Origin of the sequence: Pseudomonas sp. L13 (assembly GCF_009935965.1) — a bacterium.
Classification (GTDB): domain Bacteria; phylum Pseudomonadota; class Gammaproteobacteria; order Pseudomonadales; family Pseudomonadaceae; genus Aquipseudomonas; species Aquipseudomonas lactis.
Map to the genome: position 1 here is coordinate 26,592 of NZ_QODJ01000035.1, position 20,650 is coordinate 47,241.

Consider the following 20,650-nt stretch of genomic DNA (forward strand, 5'->3'; position numbering starts at 1 on the left):
GGGTGCCTGCATGCTTAATCTGTACCTGTTCCAGATTCTCAACGGCCTCGGATTGGGGATGATCTACTTCCTGATCGCGGTGGGGCTGACGATCATTTTCGGCTTGCTCAACTTCGTCAACTTCGCCCACGGCGCGTTCTTCCTGCTCGGCGCCTACATTTGCTACACGGCGGTGAGCCTTACCGGCAACTTCTGGCTGGCGCTGCTGATCGCGCCGCTGGTGGTGGCTGCGTTGGCCTGGGTGATCGAGCGCTTGCTGATCCAGCGCATCTACCACTTGCCGCACATGTTCCAGATTCTGGTGACCTTGGGGATCGCCCTGATCATCCAGGAAGCCAGCGTGATGATCTGGGGGCCGGTGGGCAAAAGCGTCGCCGTGCCAGAGTTGTTGCGCGGCGTGCTGGTGGTGGGTGATTTCGTCTACCCCTACTACCGCCTGTTCCTCATCGTGTTTTCCGGGCTGGTGGGCCTGGGCCTGTGGCTGCTGCTGGAACGCACGCGCTTCGGTGCCCTGGTGCGCGCCGGCAGTGAAAGCACCGAAACCGTGTCGCTGCTGGGCACCAATATTTTCCGTTTGTTCTCCATGACCTTCGCCCTCGGCGTTGCCCTGGCCGGTGTCGCCGGGGTGTTGTTCGCGCCCTTGCGCGGCGCCCAGCCCTTCGTCGGCCCGGAGATTCTCGGCATCGCCTTCGTGGTGGTGGTGATCGGCGGCATGGGCTCGTTCAGCGGTGCGCTGGTCGGCGGTTTGCTGGTGGGCGTGGTGCAAAGCCTGATGACCACACTCTGGCCCCAGGGTGCGAGCCTGATGATCTACGGCGCCATGGCCGTGGTGATTCTGGTACGCCCTTACGGCCTGTTCGGGAGAGCCTGACATGAGCGAGAAAAACCCCCTGCCGTTTGCCAAGACCCAATCCAGAGCCATGTTGCTGTGGGTGCTGGCCGTGCTGATCGGCCTGCCGTTGGTGCTGCCCTCGGCGACCCTGGCCACCGAGATCCTGATCTTTGCCATGGCCGCCCTGGCCTGCAACCTGCTGCTGGGCTATACCGGGCTGCTGTCCTTCGGCCAAGGCATCTTCTTTGGTGCCGGTGCTTATTGCGCGGCGCTGTTGATGATCCACCTGCAACTGGGCCTGTTCATGGCGTTGCTGGGCGCAGCGCTGGCCGGTGGCGTGCTGGCCTTGCTGGTGGGCGCCCTGGCGATTCGGCGCACGGGCATTTACTTCGTGATGCTCACGTTGGCGTTCAGCCAGATGGCCTACTTTGTTGCCTACACCCTGAGCGACTGGACCGGTGGCGACAACGGCCTGCTCAGCGTGCCGCGCCCGGAAATCCGTGTGGGAGACACCGTGCTGCTGTCCCTGGCCGATGCCCGCGCCTTTTATGGTTTCGTCGCGGTGCTGTTCCTGCTGATCTTCATCGGCGCACGCCGGGTGATCGCCTCACCGTTTGGCAGCACGCTGATGGCGATCCGCGAAAATGAAACCCGCGCCTCGGCCATCGGCTACGACACGCGGCACTTCAAGATCCTGGTGTTCGTGCTGTCCGGCGCGGTCACCGGGATTGCCGGGGCGCTGTACGCCATGCTGCTGCACTTTGTGCCGCTGTCGAATATCGACCTGGCGATGTCCGAGAACATCCTGATCATGACCATCGTCGGCGGCACCGGCTCGCTGTTCGGCTCACTGCTGGGCGCCGGCTCCATCGTGCTGCTGGGGGATTTCCTCTCCGACCTGTGGCCGCGCTGGCTGATGCTGCTGGGGGTGATCCTGATCCTGGTGGTGATCTTCATGCGCGGCGGGTTGTGGGGCGGCTTGGCGTCGCTGTTCGAAAAGCTGCGCGGCACGCGCAAACCCGCGGTCGTCGCCAAGGAGGACGGGCTATGAGTATCTTGCTGGAAACCCAAAACCTGGAGCTGGCCTACGGCGCGTTCCATGCGGTCAATGGCGTCAACCTCAAGGTTGAAGCCGGCACCATTCACACCATCATCGGCCCTAACGGCGCGGGCAAGACCAGCCTGTTCCACTGCCTCACGGGTGAACGCCAGGCCACCGCCGGGGCGATCCATTTCGACGGCAAGAACCTGATACGCAAGCCCGCCCACGGCCGCGTCGGCCTGGGCATGGCGCGCTCGTTCCAACTCACCAGCCTGTTCCAGAACCTCAGCGTGCGCGAGAACCTGCGCCTGGCCGCCCAAGGCCGCGACGGCGTGCGCGCCTTGAATTTCTGGCGTCGGGTAGACAGCAAGCGCGAACACCTGGAGATGGCCGACCAAGTGCTGGAACGCCTGCAACTCACGGCCCGCGCCGACACCCTGGCCGGTGAATTGTCACACGGCCAGCAACGGGTGTTGGAGGTGGGCATGTCGATCTGCTCCAAACCCAAACTGTTGATGCTCGACGAGCCGACCTCGGGCATGGGCATCGACGATATCCCGATCATGACCCAACTGATCAGCGACCTTGGCCGCGACCATACGGTGCTGCTGATCGAACACAACATGAGCATCGTCATGTCCATCAGCCAACGCATCACGGTGATGAGCCATGGGCAGATCCTGGTGGAAGGCACGCCGGCGTTCGTGCGTGCCGATGAACGTGTGCGCATTGCCTATCTTGGGGAGGCTGCCTGATGCTGATCGTCGAGAATATCCATTCCTACTACGACAAAAGCCATGTGCTGGAGGGCGTGTCGCTGAGCGTCAACCCCGGCGAACTGGTGACCCTGCTGGGCCGTAACGGTGCCGGCAAGACCACCACCCTGCGCAGCATCCTCGGCATCATCTGCCCGCGCCAGGGCCAGATCCACTTCAACGGCCAGGCCTTGGTGGGGCAGAAGATCTTCGAAATTGCGCGCCAGGGCTTGGCGCTGGTGCCGGAAAACCGCGGGATTTTCCGCCTGCTGACGGTAGAGGAAAACCTGCGCATCGCCGCCCGCAAACACAGCCGCTGGCAACTGGAAGACGTGTACGCGATGTTCCCGCGTCTCAAGGAGCGGCGCAAAAACGCCGGCCACGCGTTGTCCGGCGGCGAACAGCAGATGCTTGCCATCGCCCGCGCCCTGCTTAACGACCCCAAGCTGCTGATCCTCGATGAACCCACTGAAGGCCTGGCCCCGGTGATCGTCGACGAACTGGTGAAGATCCTGCGCAAGGTCAAGGACGAGGGCCTGCCGGTGTTGCTGGTGGAACAAAACCTGATGGTCTGCGACAAGCTCGCCGACCGCCATTACGTGCTCGAACAGGGCCGTGTGGTGTACGAAGGCAGCGCCGCTGACTTCCGCGCCGACCCGAGCATCAAAAACCGTTACCTGGCCTTGAGTGCCTGAGTGGAGAATCCTGATGAACAGTCTTGCGCAACCGCTCCAGAGCAATGCCCCGCTGATCAACCGCGACCGTTTGTGGCAGTCGCTGATGGACCTGGCCCAACTCGGCGCCACGGCCAAGGGCGGCGTGTGTCGCCTTGCCCTCACTGACCTTGACCGGCAGGCCCGCGACCTGTTCGTGCAGTGGTGCGAAGCCGCGGGGTGCAGCGTCAGCGTGGATGCCATCGGCAATATTTTTGCCCGCCGCCCTGGACGCAACCCTGCCCTGCCCCCGGTCATGACCGGCAGCCATATCGATACCCAGCCCACCGGCGGCAAGTTCGACGGCTGCTACGGCGTGATGGCCGGGCTGGAAGTGATCCGTACACTCAATGACTTGCAGATCGAAACCCAGGCGCCCCTCGAAGTGGTGGTGTGGACCAACGAAGAAGGCTCACGCTTCCCGCCGTGCATGATGGGCTCCGGGGTATTTGCCGGGAAGTTCGACTTGCAGGAGACCCTCGACAAGCGCGACGACCAAGGCCTATCGGTGGGCGCCGAACTGCAGCGCATCGGCTATGCCGGTTCGCGTGCGGTGCTGGGCCACCCGGTGGGGGCGTATTTCGAAGCGCATATCGAGCAAGGCCCGGTACTGGAAGACCAGGCCATTACCCTGGGCGTGGTGATGGGCTGCCTGGGCCAGAAGTGGTTCGACCTGACCCTCACCGGCGTGGAGGCGCATGCGGGCCCTACGCCCATGCACCTGCGCAAGGACGCCCTGGTGGGCGCTGCCGAGGTGGTCAGTGCGGTCAACCGAATCGCCCATCAGCATCAGCCTCACGCCTGTGGCACCGTCGGCTGCCTGAACCTGCATCCTGGCTCGCGCAACGTGATCCCCGGCCAGGTGCACATGACCATAGACCTGCGCCACCTGCACGCCGACAAGCTGCAAGCCATGGTCGATGAAGTGCGCGCAGTGATCAAAGACTCGGCCGCCCGCCACGGCTTGACGTTTGAACTGACCCCCACCGCCGACTTCCCGCCGCTGGACTTCCACCCGGCCTGTGTCAACGCCGTGCGTGAAGGTGCCAAGGCATTGGGCTTGAGCCATATGGACATTGTCAGCGGCGCCGGGCATGACGCGATTTTCGTCGCTGAACTGGGCCCGGCCGGGATGATCTTTGTGCCGTGCGAAGGCGGCATCAGCCATAACGAAATCGAAAACGCCGCGCCGGATGATCTGGCCGCAGGCTGCGCGGTGTTGCTGCGCGCCATGGTGAACGCGGCCCAGGGGGATCTGGCATGAGTGAGATTGGCCAACTGACAGCGGTGCAACTGTTGCAGCATTTTCGCGACAAAAGCTTGTCCCCCGTGGAGGTCACCGAAGATGCGCTGCTGCGCATCGAGCGCTATAACCCGGTGGTGAATGCCTACTGCCATGTCGACCCGCAAGGCGCACTGGACGCGGCGCGGGCGTCGGAACAACGCTGGTTGAAAGGTGAACCCTGCGGCGCGCTGGATGGCGTGCCGGCATCGATCAAAGACCTGACGCTGACGGTCGGCATGCCCACGCGCAAAGGCTCGCGCACCTCATCCGCCGAGGGCCCATGGGACGTAGACGCGCCCTTCTCGGCCTTCATGCGCAAGGCCGGCGCGGTGCTACTGGGCAAGACCACCACCCCGGAATTCGGCTGGAAAGGCGTGACCGACAACCCCCTGTACGGCATCACCCGCAACCCGTGGGACACGCGCACCACAGCCGGCGGTTCGTCTGGGGGTGCCGGTGCGGCGGCGGCGTTGAACCTCGGCGTGCTGCACCAGGGCAGCGACGCCGGCGGCTCGATCCGCATTCCCTGTGCGTTTACCGGCACCTTCGGGATCAAGCCAACCTTCGGCTATGTGCCGCAATGGCCGGCCAGCTCTATGACGATCCTGTCGCACCTGGGGCCGATGACGCGCACCGTGGAAGACAGCGTGCTGATGCTGCAAACCGTGGCGCAGCCAGATGCGCGGGACGGCCTAATCGGCGCGCCGCGAACCACGCCCTGGCTCGTCCCAGGTGCAGATTTGAAGGGTTTGCGTGTCGCCTACAGCTCCACGTTCGGCTATGCGAAGGTCGACCCGCAGGTCGCCCAGGTGGTGGATCAAGCTGTGCAGGGCCTGGTGCAATTGGGCGCCCATGTCGAACAGATCGACCCTGGCTTCAGCGACCCACTGGAGGTGTTCAGCACCCTATGGGCTGCCGGCGCCGCACGCCTGACCGGCACAATGAGCGAGGCGCAAAAGCAACAGCTCGACCCCGGGTTGCTGCGTATTGCACAGCGGGGCGAACGCTTGAGCCTGAATGATTTCAACACGGCCCTGGAAGCCCGAGCGGCGCTGGTCGCACGGATGGCAGCCTTCCATGAGCATTACGATGTGCTGGTGTCGCCGATGATGCCGATCACCGCGTTCGAAGCCGGGCACAACGTACCGCCGGGATCGGGAATGACTGAGTGGATGCAATGGACGCCGTTCACCTACCCGTTCAACCTCACCCAGCAACCGGCGGCGTCAGTGCCGTGCGGGTTGGCGGCGGATGGCTTGCCGGTGGGCCTGCATGTGGTGGGCGCGCGGTTTGCCGATGAGCAGGTGTTGAGGGTGTGTCACGCGTATGCCAAAGCATTCCCCACAGAACACTTGCATACACCGAGAAGCCCGACCTGAAATACCCCTCTACTGTGGGAGCTGGCTTGCCTGCGATGGCGCGGGTTCAGTCAGCACATTGGCCTCTGACACACCGCCGTCGCAGCGTCTACACAATTTTGTGGGTTGTAGCAGCCAACGGTAACCACGATGCGAAGCGAGCCGCTCTTGATCTGCTTTTGATCTTGATCTCAGGCGCCCCGTCAAACCACGCTGGCCGGAATTCGACAGGGATTTGGGGGGTAAACCGGCAGGGATGCCGGTTTAGCCGCCCCGCGCCATGGATGGCGCGTGGCGGCGGCCCCCCAAATCACTGGCGGATTACGGGCACACCGAGCCTAGGCGAGGTGCCGAGTGGTGGGGCAAGAGCCCTTTGGTTACTTTGGGGCTCTTTTCCAAAGTGACCCGCCGTCAGGCGGAACCCTAGGTGGCCGTTACCGCAGCAATGGATATGTACACAACCCAACTGTGTTGACTGCCAGGCCGTCTTCGCGAGCAAGCCCGCTCCCACAGTTTGATTGCGGGGTGCCAGGTAGAGAAGCGTCGGCTGAAAGGCCGCTATCGCAGGCAAGCCAGCTCCCACAGGTTTGACCGCATTCCTTTACAATGCCCCCCATTCATCCTCGGGGGCTTCATGGACATCGAACTGGCACGCACCTTCCTCGAAATCACCCGCTGCGGCAGCCTGGCCGCAGCGGCCGAGAAACTGCACGTCACCCAGACCGCCATCACCGCCCGGGTAAAAAACCTGGAGAACCAACTGGGCTGCACACTGTTCGTGCGCAACCGCGCCGGTGCGCGGCTGACCGCCGACGGCGAGGCCTTCGTGGTGTATGCCAACCAGTTGCTGCAAACCTGGGAAGCGGCGCGCCGCGACCTGCCATTGCCAGACGGCTATCGCAACGTGCTGCATATCGGCGGTGAAGTCAGCCTGTGCAACCCGTTGATGCTCGGCTGGGCCAAGGCGCTGCGCGCGCACATACCAGGCCACGCGCTGCGCACCGAGGTGCGTGAAGGTGAGTACCTGCTGCGTCAGTTGGAGCTGGGCGTGCTCGACGCCGCCCTGGTGTTCCAGCCGCAATACTGGCCGGGCTTGCAGGTGGAGCAGGTGCTGGAAGAAAAGCTGATTCTGGTGCAACTGGCGAGCAAACCCGAGCCTTACGTGTATATCGACTGGGGCCAGGGTTTTCGCCAGCAGCACGACGCCGCCCTGCCCGACCGTGCACGTGCTGCGGTGAGTTTCAACCTGGGGCCGCTGGCGTTGCAATACATTCTGGAAAACGGCGGGGCGGGCTACTTCCGCACACGGGTGGTGCAGAGCTACCTGGACAGCGGCGTGATGCAGCGCGTGCCCAAGGCGCCGGAATTCAGCTTCCCGACCTACCTGGTGTATTCGCGGGCGCGGGATTCGGCGGTGTTGCAACAGGCTTTGGAGCTGCTACGCACGGTGGTGAAAGGCGAAGGCGACTGGTCGCAACGCTGGAACCCGCTGATTTGAATCACTCTACGCTTGCGCACATGCTAGCCTGCTGGTGTTTCCTCTCGCAGCCTTACCGATGAACAAGAAAAAGTCCGTCACCATCAGCGACATTGCCAAACGGGTCGGCATGACCACCATTACGGTGTCCCGGGCATTGAGCAAACCCGACCTGGTCAAACCCGCCACCCTGGCGCGCATTCTGGAAGTGGCACGCGAGCTGGACTACGTGCCCAACGCCTTCGCCCGTGGGCTCAAGCGCAGTGAAAGCCTGATCATCGGGGTGATTACCGCTTCGGTAGACAACCCGTTCTACAGCGAGATGATCAAGGCGATTTCCCGCGAGGCCAAAAAGCACGGCTACACCATCATGCTGGTGGACACCGATGAGCTGGAGGAATTGGAAAGCAAGGCGGTGGATACCCTGCTGGGGTATCGCGTGGCGGGGATCATCCTCTCGCCGGTCTCCGACGAGCCCAGCTACCAACCTGACTACCTCGAACGCCTGGGCAACGGCAAGACCCCGGTGGTGTTGCTTGATCGCACGATCCACGACAGCCCGTTCAGCCGTGTGGTGCTCGACAACTACCACAGCGGCCTGCAAGCCGCGCACTACCTGTTACGCCAAACGCCCAACCTCAAGCGCCTGCTGGTGCTGACCGGCCCCGAGCATTCGCGCATCAGCGTGGAGCGCCTCAAGGGCCTGCGTGAAGTGCTGGCCAAGCACCCCGATATTCAGGTCGAGGTGCAAGCGGGCGACTACACGCTGATGCCAGCTTACCTGCATACCCTCGACTACCTGGCCGCACACTCGGCGCCGGATGCGATCATGGGTTTCAACCAGCTGATTACCCTGGGCGCCCTGCGCGCGTTGCGCATGCACAACATCGCCCATGACAGCCTGACCATCTGCGGCATCGACCGCCTGCCCTTCGCCGATATCTTTGGCGTGCCCATCGCCTGCGTGGCCCATGACGCGTCCCTGGCCGGCAGCAGTGCGGTGCGCCTGCTGCTCGACCGCCTGCAAGACCCACATAAACCACGGGACAAAGTGGTGATCGCCGGGCAGTTGGAAAACGGCTAACGGCTGGTGTAGCCGCCGTCTACCGGCAGGCTGACGCCACTGATCATGCTTGCCGCGTCACTGAGCAGGAACAGCACCGGCAACGCTACCTCCGCCGGTTGCGCAAAACGCCCCAACGGAATCGCAGCCAGCGCCGGGTCACGCTTGGCCGGGTCGGACCAGGCCATGGCCGCCATCGGCGTCAAGGTCACGGTGGGGTTGACGCTGTTGACGCGTATGCCAAAACGGCCCCACTCGGCGCATTGCACACGGGTGATTGCATCCAGCGCGGCCTTGGAAGCGCAGTAGCTCAGGTGATCGTCCAGCGCCACCAACGACGCCTGGCTGGAGACGTTGACGATGCTGCCGGCAATGTCCGCCTCGATCATCTTCGCCGCGACCCGGCTGGCCACTTGCGCAGCAGCGCGGGCGTTGACGTTCATCACTTGGTCGAAGGCATCGGCGCTGATGGCGGCGGCGGGTTCCAGGCGTGAGATACCGGCGCAGTTGACCAGGCCGTGCAGGGGCGGCAAATCTTGCAGGGTTTTGTCGAGGGCGATGCTTTCAGCGATGTCCACGCACAAGGTGTGGCAACCCAATGCCGCCAACGCTTGGACGTCGCGACCAAGGGCGAAGACTTGGGCGCCGCTGGCGATCAGTTGCTGGGCAATTTCGCGGCCGATGCCGCTGCTGGCACCGGTGACGAGGATGCGCCGGTGAGAGAAGTCGAAGGTAGTGGTCATAAATAAAGATCTCAAAACCAATGAAGATCCACTGTGGGAGCTGGCTTGCCTGCGATAGCGGAGTGTCAGTCTTCTTATCGGGTACTGACACACCGCTATCGCAGGCAAGCCAGCTCCCACATTTTTGGACCGCGTTGAATCAGGTGGCTTGCAGGTTATGCATGATCGGTTTCAGGGCCGGGTACAGCTTCAGGTACTCGGAAAACGCCCGGTCGTAGGTCATGACATTCTCCCGCTTGGGCTGCGCCCGCAATTGCAACTGCACCCAGCCGGTGTCCATCTGCCCATCACTCACCAGCCCCACCGTATGCGCCGCCAACAACGCCGCGCCCAGGGCCGCTTCTACCTCTTGCACGATGGTGTACACCGGGTAGCGCGTGACATCGGCGATGATCTGCATCCACAGGTCCGAATGGCTCGCCCCGCCCACCACAATCAGGCGTGGGTCCAGGGAGTGCGCGCCCTGGGTGCCCGCTTCGATATTGTGGCGCAGGGCAAAACTCACGCCCTCCAGCACCGCGCGGTACAGGTGCACGCGGCTGTGGTAAAGGTTGAGCCCGACAAAACTGCCGCTGGCACGGTCATCCCACACCGGGCTGCGTTCGCCCATCAGGTAAGGCAAAAACACCACGCCTTCGCTGCCGGCCGGAATCTTCATCGCGCTCTGCTCCAGCAGCGCCAGGCTGTCTTGCCCCGTGGCCTGGGCCTGCTGTTCTTCGGCCTGGCAGAACTGCTCGCGAAACCAGCTGACCGAGGCCCCGGCGGTGATCGCACCGCCGAAGATATACAGGTCGCGGTGACCGTTGTAGACATGGGGCATGCTCACCAAACCATGGCGCGCATCCACCTGCTGGTTCAGGTAGCCCCAGCACATGCTGGTGCCGATCATCGCCACATGATTGCCCGGCTGAGTGACACCCGCCGCCAGGGTCGCCATGGCCGCGTCCACGCCCCCAGCGAGGATCGGCGTGCCCGCCTGCAAGCCCAGGCGGGCGGCCCAGTCTGCAAGCAAACCACCCACCACCTCGCCGGAATACAGCAACCGCTCGGGCATCATCGACTGCGCGATACCCAGCGCCTCCAGCATCTCGCCTGACCAGTTGCGCGCCGCCACGTCGTAGACACCACCGATATTGCCGGCGCTGCTGTGGTCCACCGCCAGCTCGCCGGTCAGGCACCAGTTGATGTAGCTGTTGGGCGGTAACAGGTAGCGGGTATTCGCCCACACCTGCGGTTGGTGCTGCTTGAGCCAGAGCATTTTGGTGAAGCCGTAGTAGCTGTCCACCGAGTTGCCGGTGATGGCGAACAAGCGCTCCAGGTCCACGTGCTCGCGCACCCAGGCCACCTGCTCGCCGGCGCGCCGGTCCATCCAGATCAGGCACGGGTGCAGCGGCGTCATCTGCGCATCCACGGCAATGCCCGAACCACCGTACAAACTGCTGATGCACAGCGCCTTGACGTGCGGCGCCGGCACCCCGGCCTTGGCCATGCACTGGGCCACGCAGGTTTGGACAGCATCCAGCCACACCTGCGGCCACTGCTCGGCCCAGCGCACTTTCGGGGTGTCCACCCGGTAGCCGTGGCTGTGCTGGGCGATGATCGTGCCCTGGGCATCCACCAGCAGCGCCTTGGTGCTCTGGGTGCCAATGTCTACACCGATGACATAGTCCATCTCAGAGCACCGGCTTCAACAGCACCTTGATCGACTTGGTCGAATTGGCCAGTTCAAACGCCTCGGCCCAGTCGTCCAGCGGGAAATCATGGGTGACGATGCCTTGGGAGGTGACCAGGCCACGCTCGAACAGGTCGATGGCGATGGGGTAGCAATACGGGCCCAGGTGCGCGCCACGTACGTCCAGTTCCTTGCGGTCGCCGATGATCGACCAGTCCACGCTGGTCTCGGCGCCAAACACGCTGAACTCGACAAAGCGCCCGAGCTTGCGGATCAGGTCCAGGCCCTGGGTGACGCCGGCCGGTACGCCGGTGGTTTCGATATAGACGTCGCAGCCGTAATTCTCTGTAAGACCGTTGATGATCTCGCGGGCGTTGTCACGGGCGGGATTGATCACCACATCGGCGCCGAACTTTTTCGCCAGCTCCAGGCGCTCGTCGACCATGTCGATCACCACCAGTTTTTTCGGGGTCTTCAGTGCGGCTACCTGGACCATGCACAGGCCCAGAGTGCCCGCGCCGGCAATCACCACCACGTCGTCGAGCTGGATATCGCCACGGTTGACGGTGTGGATCGAACAGGCCATCGGCTCCACCAGCGCCGAGTCTTCCAGAGACACCGACTCGGGAATCTTGTGCACGATGGCGGTCTTGGGAATGCGCATGTACTGGGCCATGCCGCCTTCGGCCACTTCACGCTGGAAGCCGAAGATGTTGTGCACTTCGCACATCCAGTATTTACCCGATTTGCAGAAGCGGCACTTGCCACACGGCACGATCTGTTCGGCGATGACCTTGTCACCGACCTTGACCTCAAAGTGCTCCTCGGCGCCCTCGCCGGCTTCGACCACATAGCCGAAAAATTCGTGGCCCGGTACTACCGGCGCCTTGACCCAGGGGTTGTCGCCGCCCCAGAACATCGCCGCGCCCGAGTGGCACTTGCAGTCACTGGCGCAGATGCCGCAGGCGGCGATGCGGATCACCAGTTCATTGGCACGCGCCTGGGGTTTGCCGATGCGTTCCAGGCGGTAGTCTTTCGGGCCGTGGCAGACGACGGCTTGCATGTGAGTGTGCTTGTCCATGTGTTCGGTCCTGTGTAGTGAGGTATTAACGATGGCGCTGACGGCTGATGAAAATCGCCAGCAAAATGATCCCGCCCTTGATCACGCTCTGCACGTAAGGCGACACGCCAAGCATGTTCAAACCGTTGTTCAACACGCCCAGCAGCATGGCGCCGAGCAAGGTGCCGACGATCACCCCGCGCCCGCCGGCAATCGACGCGCCACCCAGTACCACGGCGGCAATCGCATCGAGTTCGAACGACACGCCGGCATTCGGCTGGCCGCTCATCAAGCGCGAGGTAAGCACCAGCCCGGCAATCGCGGCGGTAAAGCCGCTGATGCCATACACCAGTAGCTTGAAGCGCGCCGCACGCACGCCGGACAAGCGCACCGCTTCTTCATTGCCGCCGATGGCATAGATGTAGCGGCCGATACGCGTGTGTTGCAGCAGCACATAGGCCGCCAGGTAAGTGATCAGCATGATCAGGATCGGCACCTGCAGGCCAAACACACTGGCGCGACCGAAGAACGCGAACCACTCCGGCAACCCGGAAATCGGGTAGCCGTCGGTGTACATCAGCCCGAAACCACGGGCGATGCCCATGGTCGCCAGGGTGACGATGATCGGCGGCATGTGCAGGTACGCCACGAACAGCCCGTTGCCAATGCCGAAGGCCACGCCCACCAACAGCCCGACGCCAATCGCCAGGCCCGGTGGCAACCCGGCGACCATCAGCCCGGCAGTCAAAGTGCCGGACAACGCCATCACCGGCCCCACCGACAAGTCGATGCCACCGGTGAGAATCACGCAGGTCATGCCCACCGCGATGATTGCGTTGATCGACACCTGGCGGGCGATGTTGGAGAGGTTGCTGGCGGTGAGGAAGGTGTCGCTGGCGAGGATCATCACCAGGGTCACCACCACCAGCCCGACAAAGGGATAAAACGCGGGCGAGCGCAGCAGCCGCGCCAGGTTCAGGCGCCACCGGCCGGTGCCGGCGGTGTTAATGGACGTATTCACTTGAGCCCCCTGTTGCATGGCGCATGACCTCTTGAGGATTGACGGCGGACGCTTCCAGTACCTTGACGATCGCGCCCTTGTGGAACACGGCGACGCGGTCGCACATGCCGATGACTTCGGGCAACTCGGAGGAAATCATGATGATCGCGTAGCCCTGTTCGGTGAGGCTGCGCATCAACGCGTAGATCTGCGCCTTGGCACCCACATCGATGCCGCGTGTGGGTTCGTCGAACACCAGCACATCGCAGTGGTGGTTGATCCAGCGGGCGATCACGACTTTTTGCTGGTTGCCGCCGCTGAGGTTCACCACAAGGCTTTCGCCGCTGGGCGCCTTGATCGACAGCTGGCGCATCAGCGCGTCGACACTGGCGCATTCCTTGGCCTTGTCGATCAGGCCCGAGGCGTGCTGATACTTGGGCAAATTGTTCAGGGAGATGTTTTCGCGAATGCTGAAGGCGGTGATCAGCCCTTCGCTCTTGCGGCTTTCGGGCAGCAGGCCGATGCCGTGGGCCAAGGCTTGGGCCGGGTCGTCGAGGCTGACTTTTTCCCCGCGCAGCCACACATCCTTGCTCACCGTGGGCAGCGCGCCCAGCATGCCCAGGGCCAGCTCAGTGCGGCCCGAACCCACCAGGCCGGCGAAGCCCAGGATCTCGCCCTTGTGCAAATTGAAACGGTTGTGGGGGCCGTTGCGCACCAACTGGATGTCCTTGACCTCCAGCAGCAACGGGCCGCGTTCGCTGCTGGGTTTGGGCGGGAAACTGCATTCCAGCCGGCGGCCCACCATCATCTCGACCAGGTGATCGATATCGCTGTCGGCCACTTCGGTGACGCCTGCGTTGCTACCGTCACGCAGCACGCTGATGCGGTCGCAGACCTGGAAAATCTCTTCCAGGTGGTGCGAGATAAAAATCACCGCCACGCCCTGGCGCTTGAGTTCGCGCATGATCTCAAACAGCAACTCGGCCTCACTGGGGGTCAGCGTCGCGGTCGGCTCATCGAGCACCAGCAAGCGTGCATCCAGGGCCAGGGCCTTGGCGATTTCGACAAACTGCTGCTCGGCCACGCTCAGGTGCTTGACCGCGCAGTACAGGTCAATGCTGACCCCGAGGCGCTCGAACAACGCCTGCGCGGCCTCGGCCATGTCGCGCTTGCGCAACAGGCCGAAGCGGTTGCTCAGCTCATGGCCGAGGAAGATATTTTCCACGGCTGTGAGGTAGGGAATCAGGCTGAATTCCTGGAACACGATGCCAATGCCGGCGGCAATCGCATCCCGATAGGTCGCAAATTTTCGGGCCTGCCCGTCGATTAGGATCTGCCCTTCGTCCTGATGCTCGACACCGCCCAAAATCTTCATCAGGGTGGATTTGCCCGCGCCATTTTCGCCGAGCAAGGCGTGGATTTCGCCGCGCTCCACTTGCAGGTTGATGGCCTTGAGGGCCTGTACCCCCGGGTAACGCTTACAGATGTTTTCCAGCTTCAGAAGATTGCTCATACCGCCGACCTCGCACTCAGAAGGAGGACCTGGGCCCCACGTGCTACGTGGGGCCTGAGGGGTTTACCAGCTGAAGTCCTTGGCCTTGGCCTGGTCGATCAAGGTGATGTCCACCGGCACGCTGGCCGGTACTTGGGCGCCCCACTTCTTGGCCAGGGCGATGCCCAGGGCGAGGCGGATCTGGTCGCGGGGGTATTGGGCCGAGGTGGCGATGAAATGGCTGCCGGGTTTCTGGATCGCCTTGATCGCTTCTGGCGCACCGTCGACGCTGACCAGCTTCACGTCCATGCCGCTGGCTTCGATGGCCGAGAGTGCGCCGAGGGAGCCATTGTCATTCACGCTGAAAATGCCTTTGAGGGTGGGCTGGGCCTGCAACATGTTTTCGGTGACGGTCAGGGCCTGGTCACGCTCCTGCTTGCCGTTCTGGATGCTGACAATCTTGATGTCCGGGTGCTTGGCCACCGCCTCTTTGCAGCCACGCACACGTTCGAGGATCGGCACCACGGCGATGCCGTCGAGGATGGCGATATTGCCTTTGTCACCGATGGTTTTAGCCAGGTACTCACAGGCCTGGAAACCGGCGTCGAAGTTCTTCGAGCCCACGAACGAATCCAACGGGCCATCTGCCTGGGCATCCACCGCCACCACCACGACACCCGCAGCATGGGCCGACTTGACGGCCGATTGCACGCCGACCGAATCAGTAGGGTTGATCAGCAGGATGTCGATGCCTTTTTGCAGCATGTCTTCAACGTCACTGACCTGCTTGGACACGTCGTGGCGGGCGTCGGTGATGATCAGCTTGGCACCGATGGTCGCGCCGGCTTCTTCCAGGGCGTTTTTCATGGTGACGAAATAGGGGTTGTTGATTTCCTGGAACGAGGCGCCGATGCGGATGGGCTTGGCGGCGTCGGCAAACGCAGGGCTCGCGCTGCCCAGAGTAATGCTGGCAGCCAGTAAACACAGGGTTTTGGGGAGCATTTTCATGGCGTGGGTCTCTGTTTTGTTTTTATTTTTAGAGCAAATGTTATCGTTAACATTTCGTCAGAAGCTAACAAGTAAATCTGACCTGTGCAAGCCTCCACTGGTCGGTCTCGGGCAAAAATGTGGGCGCGGGCGTGCCCTGTTGTAGGAGCGAGCTTGCTCGCGAAAAACTCACAGGCGCCGCGTTTATTCAGGAAGCCCGCGTTATCGTTGACATTTTTCGCGAGCAAGCTCGCTCCTACAGAGGATGGCAACTACGCTCAGTCTCAAATAAAAACACAACGAGCAGCCGGCCATGCCCCACCCAACCGAGACCTTCCGAGCCCGTTACCGCGCAAGCGTCAACCCGCATTACAACCCCTGGCTGCACGCCGCATTCGTGCTTGGCTACGGCATCGCCTGCATCACACTGGCCTGGTCGTCCACCGCCGATATCACCGCCCTGCAGTGGCTGACCGTGCCCCTGACCCTATTGTTCTTCAACCTGTGCATCTACCTCGTGCACCGCCACCTGGGCCATCACAAACATGCATTCGCCCGGCTGTTCTATGCACGCCACACCGGCGACCATCACAGTTTCTTCACCCCCGATCACATGACCTACGACAGCGCCAAGGACTGGCGTGTCATCCTGTTTCCGGCTTGGCTGATCGTGCTGCACAGCCTGGCCATCACCCTCCCCGCCTGGTGGCTGCTCAGCCAACTGAGCCCCAACGTTGCCGGGTTGTTTGCAGGCTGCATGATCTTCGGTTACCTGCTCTACGAAATGTTCCACGCCTGCGAACACCTACCTGCAGAACACCCGGTGGCGCGCCTGCCGTGGATTCGCCAGATGCACCGCCTGCATGCCCTGCATCACCGTCGTGAGCTGATGCAGGGGCGTAACTTCAATATCGTGCTGCCGTTGATGGACTATCTGTTTGGCACTTTGTATTGCGAGTCGGTCAGCCACGATAACCAGCGGTCGTCATAAGCATCCGGCGGAAAAATGCACCAATGGCGTTACGCCTTGACGCAAAAAGGGCATACAGCTGCTTTGCCTGTATGCCCTTTGCGCTAAGCATTCACTGACTTAGCTCTTGGTACTGCTGAGCAACGTCTGTTTGCACAAATGGCCAAAGCTCACGAACTGGGTGTTCTCACCGCCGACACCAATGCCCGGGTACTCCAGCACCTCCATGCGCCAAACCCCATAGTTGAAGTCGGTACGCCAGGTATTGTTGTAACCTTGGGAGTAATCGACAAACTCCGTCTGGAAATCACCGAAGCAGGTACCCACGTTGATCGTGCCGCTGGCTTGGCCCGAGCTGTCGGTAGCCGCCGAGTAAGCCTTGTAGACGATATCTCCGGTGTCCGGGTTGATGTGCTGGTCGAGGTAGACAATCGGGTGCAACCCCACCAGAGGCGCACCGGTGCTGTCCGACAGGCCCATGGTCCAGGTCAGATCCCGGTAGGCTTGGGTGGTCATATAGCCGTAACCCACGTTGGAAGCGGAATACGGGATACGCAACACATTCGCCTCGCCTTTCATATCCGGGTTGTTAACACGTGGGTTGGAACCAAAGGACAGCGTGTATTTACCCGTCGCGCTCCAAGGCTCATTCGGGTGCTGGTTGGGCCGCACGCGCACCTTCACCACACCGCCTACGCCTGGGCTTGGGATCGACGTCGACACCACATTGGCGCCCACGGTGACCCACTGGCTGCCATCGAAACGCTCAAGGATCCATTTGCCACGGGTACTACCGCTAGCGGCATCGGCCACCAACGCAATACCCACACTCTGGCCACGCACAGCGGTGAAATCGAAGTAATCAACATCGTCGAGGCTGTCGGCATTACCGCTGAGGTAGTTCAGCGTGTCCGGCAGTTGGAAGGCAGTGTCCGGTGTGTCGTTGGGCTCGTAGGCGTCGACATTGGTGTCGACCGCCACACCGAACTGGAAGCTCGAACCAGCAACCGCCGCATTGGCCTCCATGAACCAGTAGTAATCACCGGCCGGCACCACACCGCTTAGGCTTTCGTCGCCATTGCCCGGGTTATTGGAGGTACCCATGGGAAGCGGGTTGCCCTGACCATCGTCCTGGAACAGTGACAATGACATGTCGGTACCCACCGTCTGATTGACCAGCAAGGCGTTGATCCTGGCCTTTTGCGGCAAATTGAAGTGATAGCACAGCAAAGCGCCGGCCTGCACGTCCTCAATGGTGTAGAGCGCGTTCACGTCCAGCGTGACTTCACAACCCTGGACCAAAGCCGCTTGCGCGGCAGACGCTTGCTTGCCAGTGGCCTTTTGCACTTTGTCTACCGCAGCGGGCGCAATGATGTCTTCCACCACCGAGTCCGCCTTGGACTTGGCAGCGAACACGGGCTTCTTCAGGTGAGCGCTCGATTGCAGTCGCTGTTTGAGCGTAGCGGGTGCCTTGTTGGCTTGGATTTTCGAAGCATCTTTCAAAGCTTGCTTGACGCTGACTTGAGGCGTTTGCGCCGCCAGATGAGGGTATTGCTCGGCCAGGGCAAAGGCCGAAACGAAGCAAGAGGCCGCCATGGCCGCGCCCAGAATGAAGGCTTTTTTCGAATTCATTTTTTATCCATCCATAGTTAAAAAATTGAAGCTCAGGTAACCGGTGACATCCGGTCACCTGGGATGGACTGTAGGACAAGACTGTATGTATGTACAGTATTTTTTTAAAAAATGTGAGCTTTGGAATTCAGGTCTAAGAAGCGAGCCGCGAGGCCTCGTTTTATGGAATCGGGATATCGCACCACCTGCGCCAAACCTCCCACACAATGATTTCGATGATACAAACATCCGCGAGGCGATACGGCCACAAGGCCCAGCGCTTAAGCGTCAAGGGGACAGACGCCAGCTCGGCTTCGGTCACAAGGCCTGCCTTCAGAAAAGCTTTCGGCCCTGACAGGATGTCGATCATCAGGCTCATGCGATGATATCTATCGATCGGATCATATCCTTCCCTGAAACGCTTATGCCTAAGAACCTTCTCGTTCTCACTGAAGTAACTTTCCAGTTCATCCAGCTTTGCGTATTCAGCAAACACTATCAGTACGAACACGACAAACACCCAAGCGAACATCACAATGCTATATACAAGAAAAAGGGACATCGTTATGTTCCCTCGGGTTGGAATATCAGATCGCCGTCGACTTCCAATATTCTCCCCCCCAAAAAACCACCAAACTCACCAAAAAAAGCGCCTCCCGTCGCCCCGCCCACAGCCCCTCCGATAATTCCACAAGCCAGTTCACCGTTGCCTTTCAGTGAAACGCCCAATGCAATCCGGCATGCACTGCGAGCAATAGTTGCGCCACGCTTGCCCAAAACAGCAGCCCCAAATACTCCACCCAGCAACTTCCTCGTCTCCACATACTTCGCCCGTCGACACTGCGCCTCCCTTCCCACCACGCACGCCTCCTTGATTTCCAAACCCGCCACGCCTACATCCAACGCCAACCCAAGATATGTTCCTTGCTTTAACCATTTCGACATCTGCGTAATCGTTTGAACTCGCTGCGCATACCCCACAATCTCGCCTTGATGCAGATAGCTTTTGGTCGAGATCCCGAGCGCTCCCTTCAGCGGTTGATTGCCACGCAACCCCGAGCCAAATCGTGCAGCCCCTTGCAGTTGCATATCCAAAACGCCAAACATCCTTTGACGCTGTCGTATGAATGACTCTTTGTCCAAACCACCGTCCTTCAGGAAGCGAGAGCACCTCTAAAGCCAGGTACACCAATAGCCCCAACTGATCGCCCAAATCATCGCGAGCCGATAGGGCCATACAGCCCAACGCTTGAGCGCTGGCGGAATGACGGCTAACTCTGCCTCGGTCATGTAACCTTCTTTGACGGAGCGTTCTGGCGCGCGGAGGATATCAATCATGAGACACATGCGATGAAACCTGACGAACCGCTGGTTTCGTCCCCAGCGTTGCTGATATTTACGCACCTGCACGTTTTCAATGAAGTAACCTTCCAACGCCTCGAGTTTTGTTCGTTCGACAAAAAGTATCAGTCCTAAAACCACAAACGTCCCGATGATCATCACAGCGGTATAGGCGACAAAAAAATCCATGCTTAAGCCCCCTCTGGCTGGAATATCAAATCACCGTTGTGCTCTACAATTTTTCCGCCGAGAAACGCCCCGCCATCCCCGCCCTTCTTACCGCCTACATACCCTGCCGTCGCCCCTCCAATTATTCCGCAGGTCAGAGCACCGGATCCTCTCGTGGCGACACCTAGGAAAATGTGGCATGCCCGGCGTGTTAATTCAGCCCCTATTACCCCTGCGCCAGCCGCCCCTGCCACACCCCCCACCAACCTCCCAGTCTCCACATACTTCGCTCTGTTGCATTGCGCCTCCCTTCCCACCACACACGCCTCCTTCATTTCCAAACCCGCCACGCCCACATCCAACGCCAACCCCAGGTATGTTCCTTGCTTTAACCATTTCGACATCTGCGTAATCGTTTGAACCCGCTGCGCATACCCCACAATTTCGCCTTGATGCAGATAGCTGTTGGTCGATATCCCAAGCGCTCCCTTCAGCGGCTGATTGCCACGCAACCCCGAGCCAAATCGTGCAGCCCCTTGCAGTTGCATATCCAAAACGCCAAACATCCTTTGACGCTGTCGTATGAATGACTCTCTGTCCAAACCACCGTCCTTCAATTGGCGATGCAGTTGCTCGATTTCCTTCAAAGTCTGTGCAACCGCCTGCAGGTGCCGGCTCCAAGCCGACGTCGCACTGCCGATGCCTATCGAGCCATACCCCAGAATGCTCTGCGCCAAGTCGTAATTTGTGTTTCCTGCTCTATCGAGCGGCACATTCTGGTCCAGTTGGCGACTAATCTCTTCAGCGTGGCGCATCAACCAGGCTTCTTCGATTGAGCAATGGGCACTGGACATTTCTGGAACGATCACCAACTCACCCGGCCTCACCATTCCTTGGCTCAGGTGTTTATTCAGCACATCAAAATGATCTGGGCCCTGCAACAAGCCTCCGCGCCATAGCCGTGATTTCAAAAACGGATAAGGTGCAGCCTGTTGATTGATGTAGCCGTACGCCATGTCCTGGATTCCGATACCGAGAGAGATGGCATCGAAATATAAGCAAACGCCTACAGCCCGGACAC

The 20,650-nt window shown here is 61.0% G+C and carries 19 protein-coding genes and 1 pseudogene; 9 read left to right on the top strand and 11 right to left on the bottom strand.

Annotated elements, in window-relative coordinates; genetic code table 11:
• Positions 1–10: 10 nt before the first annotated feature.
• From DK871_RS17835 to DK871_RS17870, 8 genes are all read left to right on the top strand, one after another.
• Complete coding sequence (locus DK871_RS17835) at positions 11–871, top strand: branched-chain amino acid ABC transporter permease (protein WP_003192337.1); 861 nt, start codon at positions 11–13, stop codon at positions 869–871.
• Between the two features lies 1 nt (position 872).
• Complete coding sequence (locus tag DK871_RS17840) at positions 873–1,883, top strand: branched-chain amino acid ABC transporter permease (RefSeq protein WP_032902364.1); 1,011 nt, start codon at positions 873–875, stop codon at positions 1,881–1,883.
• Positions 1,880–2,629 (top strand): ABC transporter ATP-binding protein, encoded by a 750-nt coding sequence (locus DK871_RS17845; RefSeq protein WP_161906084.1) that lies wholly within the window; start codon positions 1,880–1,882, stop codon positions 2,627–2,629. Before DK871_RS17840 ends, DK871_RS17845 begins: the two co-directional genes overlap by 4 nt.
• Positions 2,629–3,324, top strand: a complete 696-nt coding sequence (locus tag DK871_RS17850) for an ABC transporter ATP-binding protein (RefSeq protein ID WP_044274693.1) — start codon at positions 2,629–2,631, stop codon at positions 3,322–3,324. Before DK871_RS17845 ends, DK871_RS17850 begins: the two co-directional genes overlap by 1 nt.
• Before the next feature lie 13 nt (positions 3,325–3,337).
• Positions 3,338–4,606 carry a Zn-dependent hydrolase gene (locus tag DK871_RS17855; protein WP_161906086.1) on the top strand — a complete coding sequence of 423 codons (1,269 nt, stop codon included), beginning with the start codon at positions 3,338–3,340 and terminating at the stop codon, positions 4,604–4,606.
• A complete protein-coding gene (locus DK871_RS17860) occupies positions 4,603–6,006 on the top strand; it encodes an amidase (RefSeq protein WP_161906088.1) in 1,404 nt (467 codons plus the stop codon). The genes DK871_RS17855 and DK871_RS17860 overlap by 4 nt, the downstream gene beginning before the upstream one ends.
• A gap of 613 nt (positions 6,007–6,619) precedes the next feature.
• On the top strand, positions 6,620–7,483 hold the full coding sequence (locus DK871_RS17865; RefSeq protein WP_161906089.1) for a LysR family transcriptional regulator: 864 nt from the start codon (positions 6,620–6,622) through the stop codon (positions 7,481–7,483).
• A 58-nt stretch (positions 7,484–7,541) separates the two neighbouring features.
• Positions 7,542–8,546 (top strand): LacI family DNA-binding transcriptional regulator, encoded by a 1,005-nt coding sequence (locus DK871_RS17870; RefSeq protein ID WP_161906091.1) that lies wholly within the window; start codon positions 7,542–7,544, stop codon positions 8,544–8,546.
• Here the strand turns inward: DK871_RS17870 and DK871_RS17875 are convergent.
• The 6 genes from DK871_RS17875 to DK871_RS17900 all read right to left on the bottom strand — a co-directional run bounded on the left by DK871_RS17875 (position 8,543) and on the right by DK871_RS17900 (position 15,500).
• Positions 8,543–9,268, bottom strand: a complete 726-nt coding sequence (locus DK871_RS17875) for an SDR family oxidoreductase (RefSeq protein WP_161906093.1) — start codon at positions 9,266–9,268, stop codon at positions 8,543–8,545. The genes DK871_RS17870 and DK871_RS17875 overlap by 4 nt on opposite strands.
• A 139-nt stretch (positions 9,269–9,407) precedes the next feature.
• Entirely contained in the window at positions 9,408–10,940 is a 1,533-nt protein-coding gene (locus tag DK871_RS17880) for an FGGY-family carbohydrate kinase (protein WP_161906094.1), read from the bottom strand.
• A 1-nt stretch (position 10,941) separates the two neighbouring features.
• On the bottom strand, positions 10,942–12,021 hold the full coding sequence (locus tag DK871_RS17885) for an erythritol/L-threitol dehydrogenase (RefSeq protein ID WP_003192355.1): 1,080 nt from the start codon (positions 12,019–12,021) through the stop codon (positions 10,942–10,944).
• Between the two features lie 25 nt (positions 12,022–12,046).
• Positions 12,047–13,039: an ABC transporter permease gene (locus DK871_RS17890; RefSeq protein WP_161906096.1), complete on the bottom strand. Its 993-nt coding sequence runs from the start codon at positions 13,037–13,039 to the stop codon at positions 12,047–12,049.
• Complete coding sequence (locus DK871_RS17895; RefSeq protein WP_161906098.1) at positions 13,005–14,513, bottom strand: sugar ABC transporter ATP-binding protein; 1,509 nt, start codon at positions 14,511–14,513, stop codon at positions 13,005–13,007. The genes DK871_RS17890 and DK871_RS17895 overlap by 35 nt, the downstream gene beginning before the upstream one ends.
• A gap of 63 nt (positions 14,514–14,576) precedes the next feature.
• On the bottom strand, positions 14,577–15,500 hold the full coding sequence (locus tag DK871_RS17900) for a substrate-binding domain-containing protein (RefSeq protein ID WP_032896420.1): 924 nt from the start codon (positions 15,498–15,500) through the stop codon (positions 14,577–14,579).
• Positions 15,501–15,792: 292 nt separating this feature from the next.
• Between DK871_RS17900 and DK871_RS17905 the strand changes: the two genes are divergently transcribed.
• Positions 15,793–16,470: a sterol desaturase family protein gene (locus tag DK871_RS17905; protein WP_161906099.1), complete on the top strand. Its 678-nt coding sequence runs from the start codon at positions 15,793–15,795 to the stop codon at positions 16,468–16,470.
• Positions 16,471–16,569: 99 nt separating this feature from the next.
• Here DK871_RS17905 and DK871_RS17910 read toward each other — a convergent pair whose 3' ends face one another.
• The 5 genes and pseudogenes from DK871_RS17910 to DK871_RS17930 all read right to left on the bottom strand — a co-directional run bounded on the left by DK871_RS17910 (position 16,570) and on the right by DK871_RS17930 (position 20,585).
• Positions 16,570–18,081, bottom strand: coding sequence for a hypothetical protein (locus tag DK871_RS17910; RefSeq protein WP_161906101.1), 1,512 nt, complete (start codon positions 18,079–18,081; stop codon positions 16,570–16,572).
• A 160-nt stretch (positions 18,082–18,241) separates the two neighbouring features.
• Positions 18,242–18,622 (bottom strand): hypothetical protein, encoded by a 381-nt coding sequence (locus DK871_RS17915; protein ID WP_161906103.1) that lies wholly within the window; start codon positions 18,620–18,622, stop codon positions 18,242–18,244.
• Positions 18,623–18,624: 2 nt separating this feature from the next.
• Positions 18,625–19,224, bottom strand: a pseudogene (locus DK871_RS17920) (hypothetical protein); the annotation flags it as partial.
• Between the two features lie 9 nt (positions 19,225–19,233).
• Positions 19,234–19,590, bottom strand: coding sequence for a hypothetical protein (locus tag DK871_RS17925; RefSeq protein ID WP_047711231.1), 357 nt, complete (start codon positions 19,588–19,590; stop codon positions 19,234–19,236).
• Between the two features lie 2 nt (positions 19,591–19,592).
• A complete protein-coding gene (locus DK871_RS17930) occupies positions 19,593–20,585 on the bottom strand; it encodes a hypothetical protein (protein WP_161906104.1) in 993 nt (330 codons plus the stop codon).
• Positions 20,586–20,650 lie beyond the last annotated feature (65 nt).